This is a genomic window from Citrobacter sp. FDAARGOS_156, from assembly GCF_001559235.2.
In the GTDB taxonomy this organism is placed as follows: Bacteria; Pseudomonadota; Gammaproteobacteria; order Enterobacterales; family Enterobacteriaceae; genus Citrobacter; species Citrobacter youngae.
Window position 1 is genome coordinate 324185 of the sequence record NZ_CP014030.2, and the last position, 14948, is coordinate 339132.

Here is a 14948-nt window from a genome sequence, read left to right on the forward strand (position 1 = left end):
ACAATCCTTAGCATCCTTGCTAAGGATTTTTTTTTACCTGAACATCATATTCTGGATCTTCCAGTTCATTTTTTCCCGGCATCCTTGCCAGCGTTTTCATTAATCTTCCAAAATATTTGTTTTCAGCAGATCGCGAATAAGTGCATGTTTGTCGCTATTTTGCAGCCAAACCGCATATAACGGACGTGAAAGAGTCGCACTGTCAGTAACTGTGTGAAGATCGCTTTTGGTTCTGGCCCAACTGACGGGAAGCCAACTAAACCCTTTAATTACAGAAAGTTGCTGTCTTGCCAGTTCTGCAGAACTGGTGGTAAGTACCGGCACTTCATCTCCAGCAATCAATCCCGCTTCGTGCTGCTGAAAATCCGGTCCCCATTCCAGGCGTAGGTAATTCAGTTCATCTTTGGTTTGCGATGGAGAGCTACAATAGAGCGCCAGCGTGAAATATCCCAACAGTTGGCTGCTAAATTCGTCCATTTTTGGGGTTTCGGTCGTAATTAACAGATCCAGCTGTCGTTCATGGAGCTGCTTTACTAGCGACTGGCGCTGAGCGATCCTCGCTTCAAACTGCAGGCTGGATTGTGGCTCCTGAGATTGGTATAAACGCCGCAACCAGTCATTGAGCATGCATTCCCAAAGGGATGCACTGGCACCGATCGAAAACTCGTTGTGCCGTGAGGTATTCGCGACCTCCTTACGTGCTGCTTGCCATGTATTCATCAGCGTTTCTGCGTAAGGCAATAATTTTTCACCTGCAGCGGTCAAACGAATATTGTTTCTGTGTCGGGTGAACAGGTTCACACCCAGTTGATTTTCCAGTTGTCTGATCCGAAAACTCACCGCCGACTGGGTCAGGTAGAGCGCTTCAGCTGCCCGACCAAAGTGGCGTGTCCGGCTAACTTCCAGGAAAGTTTTTAACAATTCCGTATCCACAACGCGCTCCATAAAATTATTTGTCGTGATGATTTAAATCTTTTGTTTGACGCTCTGTCAAGCGTAACTAATACTCCGCGCCATAAATAGCTCGGCCAAAGAATTAGGAGCGTGCAGGATGGCGGAAAGCTTTACGACGACTAATCGATATTTCGACAATAAATATTACCCCCGCGGATTCTCCCGTCATGGTGATTTCACCATTAAAGAGGCACAGCTGCTTGAGCGTCATGGCTATGCCTTCAACGAGCTGGATCTGGGTAAACGTGAGCCAGTAACTGAAGAAGAAAAATTGTTTGTTGCGGTATGCCGTGGTGAACGTGAGCCAGTTACCGAAGCTGAACGCGTGTGGTCTAAATACATGACGCGCATTAAGCGTCCAAAACGCTTCCACACGCTGTCTGGCGGGAAACCTCAGGTGGAAGGTGCAGAAGACTACACCGAATCTGATGATTAATAAAAAAGGGCGTAAGCCCTTTTTTTATGCCAGTAATTTCTGCAGGTGAATTAATAACCTGTCTATCGCCCGATAAGCAACGGCCTCCTGCAAGTGCTGGCGGGTGATATGGTCGCACTGTTCAATATCCGCAATGGTACGTGCGACTTTTATCAGGCGTAGCCAGGCGCGGATGGACAATCCAAGACGAGCTAACGTGTCCTCAAGCCAGTGCGCATCATCACTACGAAGCATGCAAAATTTATGTATATCCTGGCTGTCCAGATACGCATTTAACTTATTTTGCCGCCGATACTGACGCTCTCGTGCGGCGATGACGCGTTGCTTCACCGTTGCGCTATCTTCACCTTTCACTACGCTCTGGCTGAGTATGCCGGGTGGCGGTAAGGGAATTTCGAGTGAGAGGTCAAAGCGGTCAAGAAAAGGCCCTGACAGCCGATTGAGGTAGCGCAGAGTCTGTTCTGGGGTACAGCGGTTATGATTCCCCTGATAATGGCCTGTTGGGCTGGGATTCATGGCGGCTATGAGTTGAAAGCGCGCGGGATAGGTTATTTTTGCTCTGGTGCGGGATAGATGTATCTGTCCGGACTCAATAGGTTCGCGCAGTGCATCCAGCGTGCGTCGCTCAAACTCAGGTAATTCATCCAGAAATAATATACCGTTATGTGCCAGGGAGATCTCGCCTGGCGCAGGAATAGAGCCTCCACCGACCATTGCGGTTAATGAAGCACTGTGGTGGGGAGAACGAAAAGGGCGTTGCTTCCACTGTTTTTGTATCGTATCGGAATTGACCAGACTGAGGATCGCTGCACTTTCCAGCGCCTCATCGTTGCTAAGTGGAGGAAGCAGTCCTCTGAGACGGCTGGCCAGCATGGTCTTGCCCGTACCAGGCGGGCCGATAAACAGGAGGTTGTGACCACCAGCGGCGGTGATCTCCAGCCCTCGTTTACCCTGTTCCTGACCGATAACATCGCTGAGATCCTCTGGTGAAGGTTCGGCGGTAAAGTCTGCAGATTGCGGTTTGTCTAAATCATGCTTTCCTTCCAGGAATGCGCATACCGCCTGCAGGTGATCGGCAATCAGGCACCCTTCGCCGTGTATTAGACCAACCTCTGCGGCATTCTCTTTAGCGACAATGATTCTCCGGCCTGCACGAATCGCTTCGGTTGCGCTTGATATAGCGCCTGGAACGCTGCGTAAAGCGCCTGTAAGCGCTAATTCGCCTACCAGCTCATAGGTGTCGAGATTATGGGTTGTAAGCTGCTCAGAAGCGACCAGAAGCGCAACAGCGATAGGTAAATCATATCGCCCCCCTTCTTTGGGGAGGTCAGCCGGAGCCAGGTTGATGGTTATCTTCCTGGTCGGGAATTCATACCCGCTATTAATAATTGCACTGCGTACCCGATCGCGAGCCTCTTTCACTGTCGTTTCAGGTAACCCCACCATGGTTAAACCAGGCAGGCCATTACTAATATGTACCTCGATGGTAATGGCTGGTGCATTCACGCCGAGGGCGGCGCGTGTGTGAACAATCGATAGTGACATAACCCCTCCTGATGGGAATATTATGTCGCAATAGATATCAGCAAGATTCTGCATAATTGATGTTTTTAGATGCTTATTCCTGTGTTTTTGTGTAATCAGGAATTGCTTGCCCCATGTCTGGGATCTCGCTCGCAAATGCGTATAAGTGTGCCGAGGAAAGAGATCGCAGGTGGTGCTGATGCGCTGAAACGTGAAATATTTTCATTTTATATTTTTTGTATAAAAAACAACGATATTTATCTAAACCGTTAACGGCGTCAGAAAAATGAAAACAAAAATATCTTGTGCTATTCGCAAATTCTATGGTAACTCTTTAGGTATTCCTTCGAACAAGATGCAAGAAAATACAAAAATGACAGCCCTTCTACGAGTGATTAGCCTGGTCGTGATTAGCGTGGTGGTGATTATTATCCCACCGTGCGGGGCTGCACTTGGACGAGGAAAGGCTTAGAAAACAAGCCTTAACGAACTAAGACCCCCGCACCGAAAGGTCCGGGGGTTTTTTTTGACCTTAAAAACTTAAACGAGGAGCAGAAAGTGAACGACAGCATAAAATTCTGTTTCTCAAGATTTACGGCGGGGATGTAACTATGAATGGGGCACAGTGGGTGGTACATGCGTTGCGTGCACAAGGGGTTCAAACCGTCTTTGGTTATCCCGGTGGCGCAATTATGCCGGTTTACGATGCATTGTATGACGGCGGCGTAGAGCACCTGTTGTGCCGACACGAGCAGGGTGCGGCGATGGCGGCGATTGGTTATGCCCGTGCAACGGGTAAAACCGGTGTTTGTATCGCCACTTCCGGCCCTGGTGCTACCAACCTGATCACCGGACTTGCCGATGCGTTGTTAGATTCTGTTCCAGTGGTCGCGATCACCGGCCAGGTGGCATCACCTTTCATCGGAACGGATGCGTTCCAGGAAGTGGACGTGCTTGGTATGTCGCTGTCCTGCACCAAACACAGCTTCCTGGTGCAGTCACTGGAAGAGCTGCCGCGCATCATGGCTGAGGCCTTCGCCGTGGCGAATTCCGGTCGCCCGGGTCCGGTTCTGGTGGATATCCCGAAAGACATCCAATTAGCCAGCGGTACGCTGGAGCCGTATTTTACCACCGTCGAAAACGTTGAGGCTTTTCCGCATGCTGACGTTGAGCAGGCGCGTAACATGCTGGCGCAGGCGCAAAAACCGATCCTGTACGTCGGTGGCGGCGTAGGTATGGCGCAGGCGGTTCCGGCCCTGCGTGAGTTTATTGCACTTACTCAAATGCCGGTTGCCTGCACGCTGAAAGGCTTGGGCGCAGTAGAAGCTGACTACCCTTACTATTTGGGCATGTTGGGAATGCACGGGACTAAAGCGGCAAATTTCGCGGTGCAAGAGTGTGATTTACTGATTGCAGTTGGCGCGCGTTTTGATGACCGGGTGACTGGTAAGCTGAATACTTTCGCACCGAACGCCAGCGTGATCCACATGGATATCGACCCGGCAGAAATGAACAAACTGCGCCAGGCGCATGTGGCCCTGCAGGGCGATTTAAATTCGCTGCTGCCGGCATTACAGCAGACGTTGAAGATTGACGAATGGCGTCAGCACAGTGCAGAACTGCGAGCAGAGCATACCTGGCGCTACGACCATCCGGGTGAGGCCATCTATGCACCGTTGTTGTTAAAACAACTGTCGGACCGTAAACCAGCGGATAGCGTTGTTACGACGGATGTTGGCCAGCATCAGATGTGGTCTGCACAGCATATGACCTATACCCGCCCGGAAAATTTCATCACCTCGAGCGGCCTGGGTACGATGGGCTTTGGTTTACCTGCCGCGGTTGGCGCACAGGTTGCTCGCCCGAACGATACGGTAATCTGTATCTCCGGTGACGGTTCCTTCATGATGAATGTACAGGAACTCGGCACCGTAAAACGCAAGCAGTTGCCGCTGAAGATAGTTTTACTCGACAACCAGCGGTTAGGCATGGTGCGACAATGGCAGCAGCTGTTTTTCCAGGAACGTTATAGCGAAACCACCCTTACCGATAACCCCGATTTCCTCATGTTGGCCAGCGCCTTCGGCATACCTGGTCAGCACATCACCCGTAAAGACCAGGTTGAAGCGGCACTCGACACCATGCTGAACAGCGAGGGGCCATACCTGCTTCATGTCTCAATCGACGAACTTGAGAATGTCTGGCCTCTGGTACCGCCAGGTGCCAGTAACTCAGAAATGCTGGAGAAATTATCATGATGCAACATCAGGTCGCCGTTGAGGCTCGTTTCAATCCGGAAACGTTAGAACGTGTTTTACGCGTGGTACGCCATCGTGGTTTTCAGGTGTGCTCCATGAATATGGAAGCCGCCAGCGATGCGCAGAATATAAATATCGAATTGACCGTTGCCAGCCCCCGGTCGGTCGACTTACTGTTTAGTCAGTTAAGTAAACTGGTGGACGTTGCACATGTTGCCATCTGCCAGAGCACAACCACATCACAACAAATCCGCGCCTGAGCGCAAAAGGAAGAAAAATGACGACGAAAAAAGCTGATTACATTTGGTCTAATGGCGAGATGATTCGTTGGGAAGACGCGAAGGTTCACGTGATGTCCCACGCGCTGCACTACGGTACTTCTGTATTTGAAGGCATCCGTTGCTACGATTCTCACAAAGGGCCGGTGGTGTTCCGTCATCGCGAACATATGCAGCGTCTGCGTGATTCAGCCAAGATCTATCGTTTTCCGGTTTCTCAGAGCGTTGATGAGCTGATGGAAGCTTGCCGTGCTGTGATCCGCAAAAACAATCTGACCAGCGCCTATATCCGTCCGCTGGTGTTTGTTGGCGATGTGGGGATGGGCGTTAACCCGCCAGCGGGTTACACCACCGACGTGATTATCGCCGCGTTCCCGTGGGGGGCTTACCTCGGTGCTGAAGCGCTGGAACAGGGGATCGATGCGATGGTTTCTTCCTGGAACCGCGTTGCGCCAAACACTATCCCTACCGCTGCTAAGGCTGGTGGTAACTATCTGTCTTCGCTGCTGGTGGGTAGCGAAGCGCGTCGTCATGGTTACCAGGAAGGTATTGCGCTGGATGTGAATGGTTACATCTCTGAAGGCGCGGGTGAAAACCTGTTTGAAGTAAAAGACGGCATTCTGTTTACCCCGCCGTTTACCTCCTCCGCGCTGCCAGGTATCACCCGTGACGCAATCATTAAGCTGGCGAAAGATCTCGATATCGAAGTGCGTGAGCAGGTGCTGTCCCGTGAATCGCTGTACCTGGCCGACGAAGTGTTTATGTCCGGTACTGCGGCCGAAATCACGCCCGTACGCAGCGTCGATGGTATTCAGGTGGGCGAAGGCCGCTGCGGCCCTGTCACCAAACGCATCCAGCAGGCCTTCTTTGGCCTCTTCACCGGTGAAACGGAAGATAAATACGGCTGGTTGGATCAGGTTAATCAATAAACATAAATTTGGGACGGCACGCACCGTCCCAATTATTAGACAGACGGGAGTTAATCAAGCATGCCTAAGTATCGTTCTGCTACCACCACCCACGGCCGTAATATGGCGGGTGCCCGCGCACTGTGGCGCGCCACCGGGATGACCGATGATGACTTCGGTAAACCTATTATCGCTGTGGTGAACTCCTTTACCCAGTTTGTGCCGGGCCATGTCCATCTGCGCGATCTCGGTAAGCTGGTTGCCGAACAAATCGAAGCCTCTGGCGGCGTAGCGAAAGAGTTCAACACCATTGCTGTGGATGATGGTATCGCCATGGGCCACGGGGGCATGCTGTATTCACTGCCGTCACGCGAGCTGATTGCCGATTCGGTCGAGTACATGGTTAACGCCCACTGCGCCGATGCGATGGTCTGCATCTCCAACTGCGACAAAATCACCCCGGGGATGTTAATGGCCTCCCTGCGTCTGAACATTCCGGTGATCTTTGTTTCTGGTGGCCCGATGGAAGCCGGGAAAACCAAGCTCTCTGACCAAATCATCAAGCTCGATCTGGTTGATGCAATGATTCAGGGCGCGGACCCGAAAGTCTCTGACTCACAAAGCGAACAGGTTGAGCGTTCCGCCTGCCCGACCTGCGGCTCATGCTCCGGGATGTTCACCGCAAACTCGATGAACTGTCTGACCGAAGCGCTGGGTTTATCGCAGCCGGGTAACGGTTCGCTGCTGGCGACTCACGCCGACCGTAAAACGCTGTTCCTTAACGCGGGTAAACGCATCGTTGAGCTGACTAAACGCTACTATGAGCAGGATGATGCTTCTGCGCTGCCGCGCAACATTGCCAGCAAGGCGGCGTTTGAGAATGCCATGACGCTGGATATCGCCATGGGTGGCTCCACCAACACCGTTCTGCACCTGCTGGCGGCGGCGCAGGAAGCGGAAATCGACTTCACCATGAGTGATATCGACAAGCTGTCCCGCAAGGTTCCGCAGCTGTGTAAAGTGGCGCCAAGCACCCAGAAATACCATATGGAAGATGTGCACCGCGCTGGTGGTGTGCTGGGGATCCTCGGCGAACTGGACCGCGCCGGCCTGTTGAACCGTGACGTGAAAAACGTGCTCGGTCTGACCCTGCCGCAGACGCTGGAACAGTACGATATCACCGTTACCCAGAATGACGCGGTGAAAAAGATGTTCCGCGCTGGCCCGGCGGGCATCCGTACCACTCAGGCGTTCTCGCAGGACTGCCGTTGGGATACGCTGGATGACGATCGCGCCGAAGGCTGTATCCGTTCGCTGGAACATGCTTACAGCAAAGATGGCGGTCTGGCAGTCCTGTACGGTAACTTCGCGGAAAACGGCTGTATTGTGAAAACCGCAGGTGTGGATGACAGCATCCTGAAATTTACCGGCCCGGCGAAAGTGTACGAAAGCCAGGATGACGCGGTTGAGGCGATCCTTGGCGGCAAAGTGGTGGCGGGCGACGTGGTGGTGATTCGCTACGAAGGGCCGAAAGGCGGGCCAGGCATGCAGGAAATGCTCTACCCAACCACCTTCCTGAAATCGATGGGGCTCGGCAAGGCCTGTGCGCTGATAACAGATGGCCGTTTCTCCGGCGGCACATCCGGCCTGTCTATCGGCCACGTTTCCCCGGAAGCGGCCAGCGGCGGTAATATCGCGATTATCGAAGATGGCGACATGATTGCTATCGATATCCCGAATCGTGGTATTCAACTGCAGTTGAGCGATGCGGAAATCGCTGCGCGTCGTGAAGCACAGGAAGCACGCGGTGACAAAGCCTGGACGCCTAAAGATCGTCAGCGCCAGGTCTCCTTTGCGCTGCGCGCCTACGCCAGTCTGGCAACCAGCGCCGACAAAGGCGCGGTGCGCGATAAGTCGAAACTCGGGGGATAATGACCATGGCGGATTCACAACCTCTATCTGGTGCTCCTGAGGGCGCCGAGTATCTCAGAGCGGTATTGCGTGCGCCGGTCTACGAAGCGGCGCAGGTAACGCCGCTACAAAAAATGGACAAGCTCTCTTCGCGCCTCGATAACGTAATTCTGGTCAAGCGCGAAGACCGTCAACCCGTTCATAGCTTCAAGCTGCGCGGAGCCTACGCCATGATGGCGGGCCTGACCGAAGAGCAAAAAGCGCATGGGGTCATCACCGCATCGGCGGGTAATCATGCCCAGGGCGTCGCGTTCTCTTCTGCACGACTAGGCGTGAAGGCACTGATTGTCATGCCAACGGCCACCGCCGATATCAAAGTTGATGCCGTGCGTGGCTTCGGCGGAGAAGTGCTGCTGCATGGCGCGAATTTTGATGAAGCCAAAGCCAAAGCGATTGAGCTATCGCAGCAGCAGGGTTTTACCTGGGTTCCGCCGTTCGATCATCCGATGGTGATTGCCGGGCAGGGTACGCTGGCGCTGGAGTTACTGCAGCAGGATGCTCACCTTGACCGTGTTTTTGTCCCGGTGGGCGGCGGCGGTCTGGCGGCGGGCGTGGCGGTGTTGATCAAACAGCTGATGCCGCAGATCAAAGTGATCGCCGTTGAAGCTGAAGATTCCGCCTGCCTTAAAGCGGCGCTGGATGCCGGTCATCCGGTTGATCTCCCGCGCGTCGGTCTTTTTGCTGAAGGCGTGGCGGTGAAGCGTATCGGCGACGAAACTTTCCGTCTGTGCCAGGAATACCTCGACGACATTATTACCGTTGATAGCGATGCTATCTGCGCGGCGATGAAAGACTTGTTTGAAGATGTGCGAGCCGTGGCTGAGCCATCGGGCGCGCTGGCGCTGGCGGGAATGAAAAAATACATCGCCCAGCACAATATTCGCGGTGAGCGGCTGGCGCATGTGCTTTCCGGTGCGAACGTTAACTTCCATGGCCTGCGCTACGTGTCTGAACGCTGTGAATTGGGGGAACAGCGCGAAGCGCTGCTGGCGGTGACCATCCCGGAAGAGAAGGGCAGCTTCCTGAAATTTTGCCAACTGCTGGGTGGGCGCTCGGTGACCGAGTTTAACTACCGTTTTGCTGATGCCAAAGATGCCTGCATTTTTGTCGGCGTACGCCTGAGCCGTGGCCTGGAAGAACGTAAAGAAATCCTCCAGTTGCTTAGCGACGGCGGCTACAGTGTGGTGGATCTGTCCGACGACGAAATGGCGAAGCTGCACGTGCGCTATATGGTCGGTGGACGTCCGTCAAAACCCTTGCAGGAGCGACTGTTCAGCTTCGAATTCCCGGAATCGCCGGGGGCGCTGCTGAAGTTTCTGCATACTCTGGGGACGCACTGGAATATTTCATTGTTCCACTATCGCAGTCATGGAACTGACTACGGCCGTGTTCTGGCAGCATTTGAACTGGGTGAACATGAACCTGATTTCGAAACGCGACTAAATGAACTGGGCTATGACTGTCATGATGAAACACATAACCCCGCGTTTCGTTTTTTTCTCGCGGGGTAATGTTTGGGGAGCCTGACTCTCTGCCGGTTAAGGTGCTTGCGCCGCCGTTCGGCGGCTAGTGATTTGGCAATATCTTCCAGAAAGCATCAATAAGCGGCTCATGCAGCCGCTTTTTTTGTGCGCATACGCCCAGCTCGAACGGTGTTTTTTCGTCGCTACGTTCCAGAATCATCACGCGGTTACGTACCGGCTCCGGGCTATTCTCCAGCACCACTTCTGGCAACAATGCTACGCCGCAGCCCAGCGCCACCATCGACACCATCGCCTCGTGGCCGCCCACGGTGGCGTAAATCGACGGGTTGCTGATTTTATTGCGCCGGAACCACAGCTCAATGCGGCGGCGCACCGGCCCCTGGTCGGCCATGATAAACGGCACCGTTGACCAGTCTGGCTCATCCACCGAAATCTGGTTGCGCACCGGGCAGGGCAGTGCTGGCGCTATCAATACCACAGCCAGATTCTCCAGCATGGAAAATGCCACCGCGCCGGGCAGTGTCTCGGGCTTACCGGCAATCGCCAGATCGGCCTCGCCGGTGACGACTTTTTCCATTGCATCGGCCGCGTCACCGGTGGTGAGCTTGATTTCAACCGACGGGTGCTCGGCACGAAAACGGTCGAGGATCGGTGGTAAATGGCTGTAGGCGGCAGTCACTGAGCAGAAGATATGCAGTTCACCGGACAACGACGGTCCTTGTTGATCAATGGTATGGCGTAATTGCTGATACTGCAGCAGCGTCTGCTGGGCAAACACGCGCAGCTCCTCACCGGCTTCGGTGAGCGTCACCGTGCGGTTATCGCGGACAAACAGCGGCTGGCCGAGGTCTTCTTCAAGACGCTGAATTTGCCGGGAGAGCGTGGAGGGGCTGACGTGCATCGCCCGCGCGCTGCGGCCAAAATGGCGGCTTTCCGCCAGATGCAGGAACATTTTCAGATCGCGTAAATCCACCGGCGAACCTCTTTATTTTGACGTTGCAGATATTGCAATGTGACGTTGTGAATATATCAATTTCCGCAATAAATTTCCTGTCATATAGTGGGTTCATTCTCGCAAAAGCGAACCGAATAATAAGCACCACAACACAACATCACGGAGTACACCATCATGGCTAACTACTTTAATACACTGAATCTGCGTCAGCAGCTGGCTCAGCTGGGCAAATGTCGCTTCATGGGCCGCGAAGAATTCGCCGACGGCGCAAGCTACCTTCAGGGTAAAAAAGTGGTCATCGTCGGCTGTGGCGCTCAGGGTCTGAACCAGGGCCTGAACATGCGTGACTCCGGTCTGGATATTTCCTACGCACTGCGCAAAGAAGCGATCGCTGAGAAACGTGCTTCGTGGCGTAAAGCGACCGAAAACGGCTTCAAAGTAGGTACCTACGAAGAACTGATCCCGCAGGCTGACCTGGTGGTTAACCTGACGCCAGACAAACAGCACTCCGACGTTGTGCGTTCCGTACAGCCGCTGATGAAAGACGGCGCGGCGCTGGGTTACTCCCACGGTTTCAATATCGTCGAAGTGGGCGAGCAGATCCGTAAAGACATCACCGTTGTGATGGTGGCACCGAAGTGCCCGGGTACCGAAGTGCGTGAAGAGTACAAACGTGGTTTCGGCGTACCGACGCTGATCGCCGTCCACCCGGAAAACGATCCGAAAGGCGAAGGTATGGCGATCGCCAAAGCGTGGGCCGCAGCCACCGGCGGTCACCGTGCGGGTGTACTGGAATCCTCCTTCGTGGCAGAAGTGAAATCTGACCTGATGGGCGAGCAGACTATCCTGTGCGGTATGCTGCAGGCCGGTTCTCTGCTGTGCTTCGACAAGCTGGTGGAAGAAGGTACTGACCCGGCTTATGCGGAAAAACTGATTCAGTTCGGTTGGGAAACCATCACCGAAGCGCTGAAGCAGGGCGGTATCACGCTGATGATGGACCGTCTGTCTAACCCGGCAAAACTGCGCGCTTATGCGCTGTCCGAACAACTGAAAGATATCATGGCACCGCTGTTCCAGAAACACATGGACGACATCATCTCCGGTGAATTCTCCTCCGGCATGATGGCTGACTGGGCTAACGACGATAAGAAACTGCTGACCTGGCGTGAAGAGACCGGCAAAACCGCATTCGAAACCGCACCGCAGTTTGAAGGCAAAATCGGCGAGCAGGAGTACTTCGATAAAGGCGTTCTGATGATTGCGATGGTGAAAGCGGGCGTTGAGCTGGCGTTCGAAACCATGGTTGATTCTGGCATCATCGAAGAGTCTGCTTACTACGAATCACTGCACGAACTGCCGCTGATCGCGAACACCATCGCGCGTAAGCGTCTGTACGAAATGAACGTGGTTATCTCCGATACCGCAGAATACGGTAACTACCTGTTCTCTTACGCTTGCGTACCGCTGCTGAAAGAGTTCATGACCACTCTGCAGACCGGCGATCTGGGCAAAGCGATTGCCGAAGGTGCGGTAGACAACGCGCAGCTGCGTGATGTGAACGAAGCGATTCGCGGCCACGCTATCGAGCAGGTTGGTAAGAAACTGCGTGGTTATATGACGGATATGAAGCGTATTGCGGTAGCGGGTTAAATAGATTGTCGGGTGGCGCTAGCGCTTACCCGACCGACAATTTAGCCGAGAATGTAGGCCGGGTAAGGCGACAGCCGCCACCCGGCTTTTTTATTAGTTACGGTACAGCACTTTAATGATGTGGTAACCGAACTGCGTGTGCAGCGGGCCAGTTGGCTCCAGCACCGGGCAAGAGAAGACCACTTTGTCGAACGCCGGAACCATCTGGCCCTGGCGGAATTCGCCTAAATCACCGCCGCGTTTGCCTGATGGGCAGATTGAGTGTTTCTTCGCCAGCTTGCCAAAGTCGGCACCGTTTTTAATTTGTTCCAGAAGATCCAAAGCCAGTTTCTCTTCTTTAACAAGGATATGCACTGCTGCTGCTGTTTTTGCCATGATCGTGCCTTGAGTGGGGTAGTTGAGGCTGGCTATACTACCATGCTCTAAATTTCCCCTCCTGACTTTCATTGAGTGATCTTTATGCGTTTGAATCCCGGACAACAACAAGCCGTCGAATTTGTCACAGGACCTTGCCTGGTGCTGGCGGGGGCGGGTTCCGGAAAGACGCGCGTTATCACCAATAAAATTGCGCATCTGATCCGTGAATGTGGTTATCAGGCACGCCATATTGCGGCGGTGACTTTTACCAATAAGGCCGCGCGTGAAATGAAAGAGCGTGTGGCGCAGACGCTGGGTCGTAAAGAGGCGCGTGGATTGATGATCTCCACGTTCCACACGTTGGGGTTGGATATCATCAAGCGTGAATTTGCGGCGTTGGGGATGAAGTCGAACTTCTCGCTGTTTGACGATACCGATCAGGTGGCTCTGCTTAAGGAACTGACCGAAGGGCTAATTGAAGACGATAAACTTATCCTTCAACAGCTGATCTCAACGATCTCCAACTGGAAAAACGATCTGATGACCCCGGTGCAGGCAGCAGCCAGCGCTAAAGGCGAACGCGATCGTATTTTCGCGCACTGCTATGGCCTGTACGACGCGCATATGAAGGCGTGTAACGTGCTGGACTTTGACGATCTGATCCTACTGCCGACGTTGCTGCTTCAGCGTAATGAAGAGGTGCGCGAGCGCTGGCAGAACAAAATCCGCTACCTACTGGTGGATGAATACCAGGATACCAACACCAGCCAGTACGAGCTGGTGAAGCTGCTGGTGGGGCAACGTGCGCGCTTTACCGTGGTGGGTGATGACGATCAGTCTATTTACTCCTGGCGCGGCGCGCGTCCGCAGAACCTGGTACTGCTGAGCAAAGATTTTCCGGCGCTGCAGGTGGTTAAGCTGGAGCAGAACTATCGCTCTTCCGGACGTATCCTCAAGGCCGCAAATATTCTCATTGCTAACAATCCGCACGTATTTGAAAAGCGGTTGTTCTCTGAGCTGGGCTACGGACCTGAGCTGAAAGTACTGAGTGCCAACAACGAAGAGCATGAAGCGGAACGCGTGACCGGGGAGTTGATTGCTCATCACTTTGTGAATAAGACGCAGTATAAGGACTATGCGATCCTGTATCGCGGCAACCACCAGTCACGGGTGTTCGAAAAATTCCTGATGCAAAACCGCATCCCGTACAAAATTTCCGGGGGGACATCGTTTTTCTCGCGTCCGGAAATCAAAGATCTGCTCGCCTACCTGCGTGTGCTGAGCAACCCGGATGACGACAGCGCGTTTTTGCGTATCGTCAATACGCCGAAGCGTGAGATCGGCCCGGCGACACTGCAAAAGTTGGGTGAGTGGGCGATGACGCGTAATAAAAGCTTGTTTACTGCCAGCTTTGATATGGGTCTAAGCCAGACGCTGACCGGCCGCGGTTATGATTCTCTAACCCGCTTTACGCACTGGCTGGGGGAAATCCAGCGCCTCGCGGAGCGTGAACCGATTGCTGCCGTGCGTGACCTGATCCATGGCATTGATTACGAATCCTGGCTGTATGAAACCTCCCCGAGCCCGAAAGCGGCTGAAATGCGTATGAAAAACGTCAATACGCTGTTCAGTTGGATGACGGAGATGCTGGAAGGCAGTGAGCTGGAAGAGCCAATGACCCTGACCCAGGTCGTTACCCGCTTTACCCTGCGCGACATGATGGAGCGTGGAGAGAGTGAAGAAGAGCTGGACCAGGTGCAGTTGATGACGTTACATGCCTCAAAAGGGCTGGAGTTCCCCTATGTGTTTATGGTGGGAATGGAAGAGGGCTTCTTACCTCATCAGAGCAGCATCGATGAAGACAACATTGATGAAGAGCGTCGTCTGGCCTACGTCGGCATTACCCGTGCACAGAAAGAGCTTATCTTCACGTTGTGCAAAGAACGCCGTCAGTACGGTGAACTGGTGCGTCCGGAGCCAAGCCGCTTCCTGCTGGAACTGCCACAGGATGACGTTATCTGGGAACAGGAGCGTAAAGTGGTGAGCGCTGAGGAGCGGATGCAAAAGGGGCAGGCCAGCATTGCGAATATCCGGGCAATGATGGCGAAAGCCAAAGAGAAGTAATATTTATTTGGTAGACCGGATAAGCGTGAGCGCCATCCGGCAGCCAGCA

13 protein-coding genes are annotated in these 14948 nt (G+C 53.6%); 9 read left to right on the forward strand and 4 right to left on the reverse strand.

Features of this window, described 5'->3' with window-relative positions:
- Nucleotides 1–99: 99 nt before the first annotated feature.
- Nucleotides 100–945 carry an HTH-type transcriptional regulator HdfR gene (gene hdfR, locus AL515_RS01595; protein WP_101743119.1) on the reverse strand — a complete coding sequence of 282 codons (846 nt, stop codon included), beginning with the start codon at nt 943–945 and terminating at the stop codon, nt 100–102.
- Between the two features lie 106 nt (nt 946–1051).
- On the opposite strand from hdfR, the gene maoP reads away from it, so the two are divergent.
- Complete coding sequence (gene maoP, locus AL515_RS01600) at nt 1052–1390, forward strand: macrodomain Ori organization protein MaoP (RefSeq protein WP_003018025.1); 339 nt, start codon at nt 1052–1054, stop codon at nt 1388–1390.
- A 24-nt stretch (nt 1391–1414) separates the two neighbouring features.
- On the opposite strand, the gene AL515_RS01605 is transcribed toward maoP, so the two are convergent.
- Complete coding sequence (locus AL515_RS01605; RefSeq protein WP_061066906.1) at nt 1415–2935, reverse strand: YifB family Mg chelatase-like AAA ATPase; 1521 nt, start codon at nt 2933–2935, stop codon at nt 1415–1417.
- Between the two features lie 352 nt (nt 2936–3287).
- Between AL515_RS01605 and ilvL the strand changes: the two genes are divergently transcribed.
- The 6 genes from ilvL to ilvA all read left to right on the forward strand — a co-directional run bounded on the left by ilvL (nt 3288) and on the right by ilvA (nt 9840).
- Nucleotides 3288–3386, forward strand: a complete 99-nt coding sequence (gene ilvL, locus AL515_RS01610; protein ID WP_001311244.1) for an ilv operon leader peptide — start codon at nt 3288–3290, stop codon at nt 3384–3386.
- A gap of 139 nt (nt 3387–3525) precedes the next feature.
- Nucleotides 3526–5172 carry an acetolactate synthase 2 catalytic subunit gene (gene ilvG, locus AL515_RS01615; RefSeq protein WP_061066907.1) on the forward strand — a complete coding sequence of 549 codons (1647 nt, stop codon included), beginning with the start codon at nt 3526–3528 and terminating at the stop codon, nt 5170–5172.
- The gene (ilvM, locus tag AL515_RS01620) at nt 5169–5432 is read left to right on the forward strand and encodes an acetolactate synthase 2 small subunit (protein WP_003018017.1); all 264 of its coding nucleotides are present in this window, start codon (nt 5169–5171) and stop codon (nt 5430–5432) included. Before ilvG ends, ilvM begins: the two co-directional genes overlap by 4 nt.
- Before the next feature lie 17 nt (nt 5433–5449).
- The gene (locus AL515_RS01625; RefSeq protein ID WP_061066908.1) at nt 5450–6379 is read left to right on the forward strand and encodes a branched-chain amino acid transaminase; all 930 of its coding nucleotides are present in this window, start codon (nt 5450–5452) and stop codon (nt 6377–6379) included.
- Between the two features lie 60 nt (nt 6380–6439).
- The gene (gene ilvD, locus AL515_RS01630) at nt 6440–8290 is read left to right on the forward strand and encodes a dihydroxy-acid dehydratase (RefSeq protein ID WP_061066909.1); all 1851 of its coding nucleotides are present in this window, start codon (nt 6440–6442) and stop codon (nt 8288–8290) included.
- A 5-nt stretch (nt 8291–8295) separates the two neighbouring features.
- A complete protein-coding gene (ilvA, locus tag AL515_RS01635) occupies nt 8296–9840 on the forward strand; it encodes a threonine ammonia-lyase, biosynthetic (RefSeq protein WP_061068785.1) in 1545 nt (514 codons plus the stop codon).
- 55 nt (nt 9841–9895) lie between these two features.
- Here the strand turns inward: ilvA and ilvY are convergent, their stop codons facing one another.
- Nucleotides 9896–10786: an HTH-type transcriptional activator IlvY gene (ilvY, locus tag AL515_RS01640; RefSeq protein WP_048214055.1), complete on the reverse strand. Its 891-nt coding sequence runs from the start codon at nt 10784–10786 to the stop codon at nt 9896–9898.
- A gap of 156 nt (nt 10787–10942) precedes the next feature.
- On the opposite strand from ilvY, the gene ilvC reads away from it, so the two are divergent.
- Nucleotides 10943–12418 carry a ketol-acid reductoisomerase gene (ilvC, locus tag AL515_RS01645; protein ID WP_061066910.1) on the forward strand — a complete coding sequence of 492 codons (1476 nt, stop codon included), beginning with the start codon at nt 10943–10945 and terminating at the stop codon, nt 12416–12418.
- Between the two features lie 93 nt (nt 12419–12511).
- On the opposite strand, the gene ppiC is transcribed toward ilvC, so the two are convergent.
- Nucleotides 12512–12793, reverse strand: a complete 282-nt coding sequence (gene ppiC / locus AL515_RS01650; protein ID WP_003017999.1) for a peptidylprolyl isomerase PpiC — start codon at nt 12791–12793, stop codon at nt 12512–12514.
- Nucleotides 12794–12877: 84 nt separating this feature from the next.
- On the opposite strand from ppiC, the gene rep reads away from it, so the two are divergent.
- Nucleotides 12878–14899 carry a DNA helicase Rep gene (rep, locus tag AL515_RS01655; protein ID WP_061066911.1) on the forward strand — a complete coding sequence of 674 codons (2022 nt, stop codon included), beginning with the start codon at nt 12878–12880 and terminating at the stop codon, nt 14897–14899.
- Nucleotides 14900–14948 lie beyond the last annotated feature (49 nt).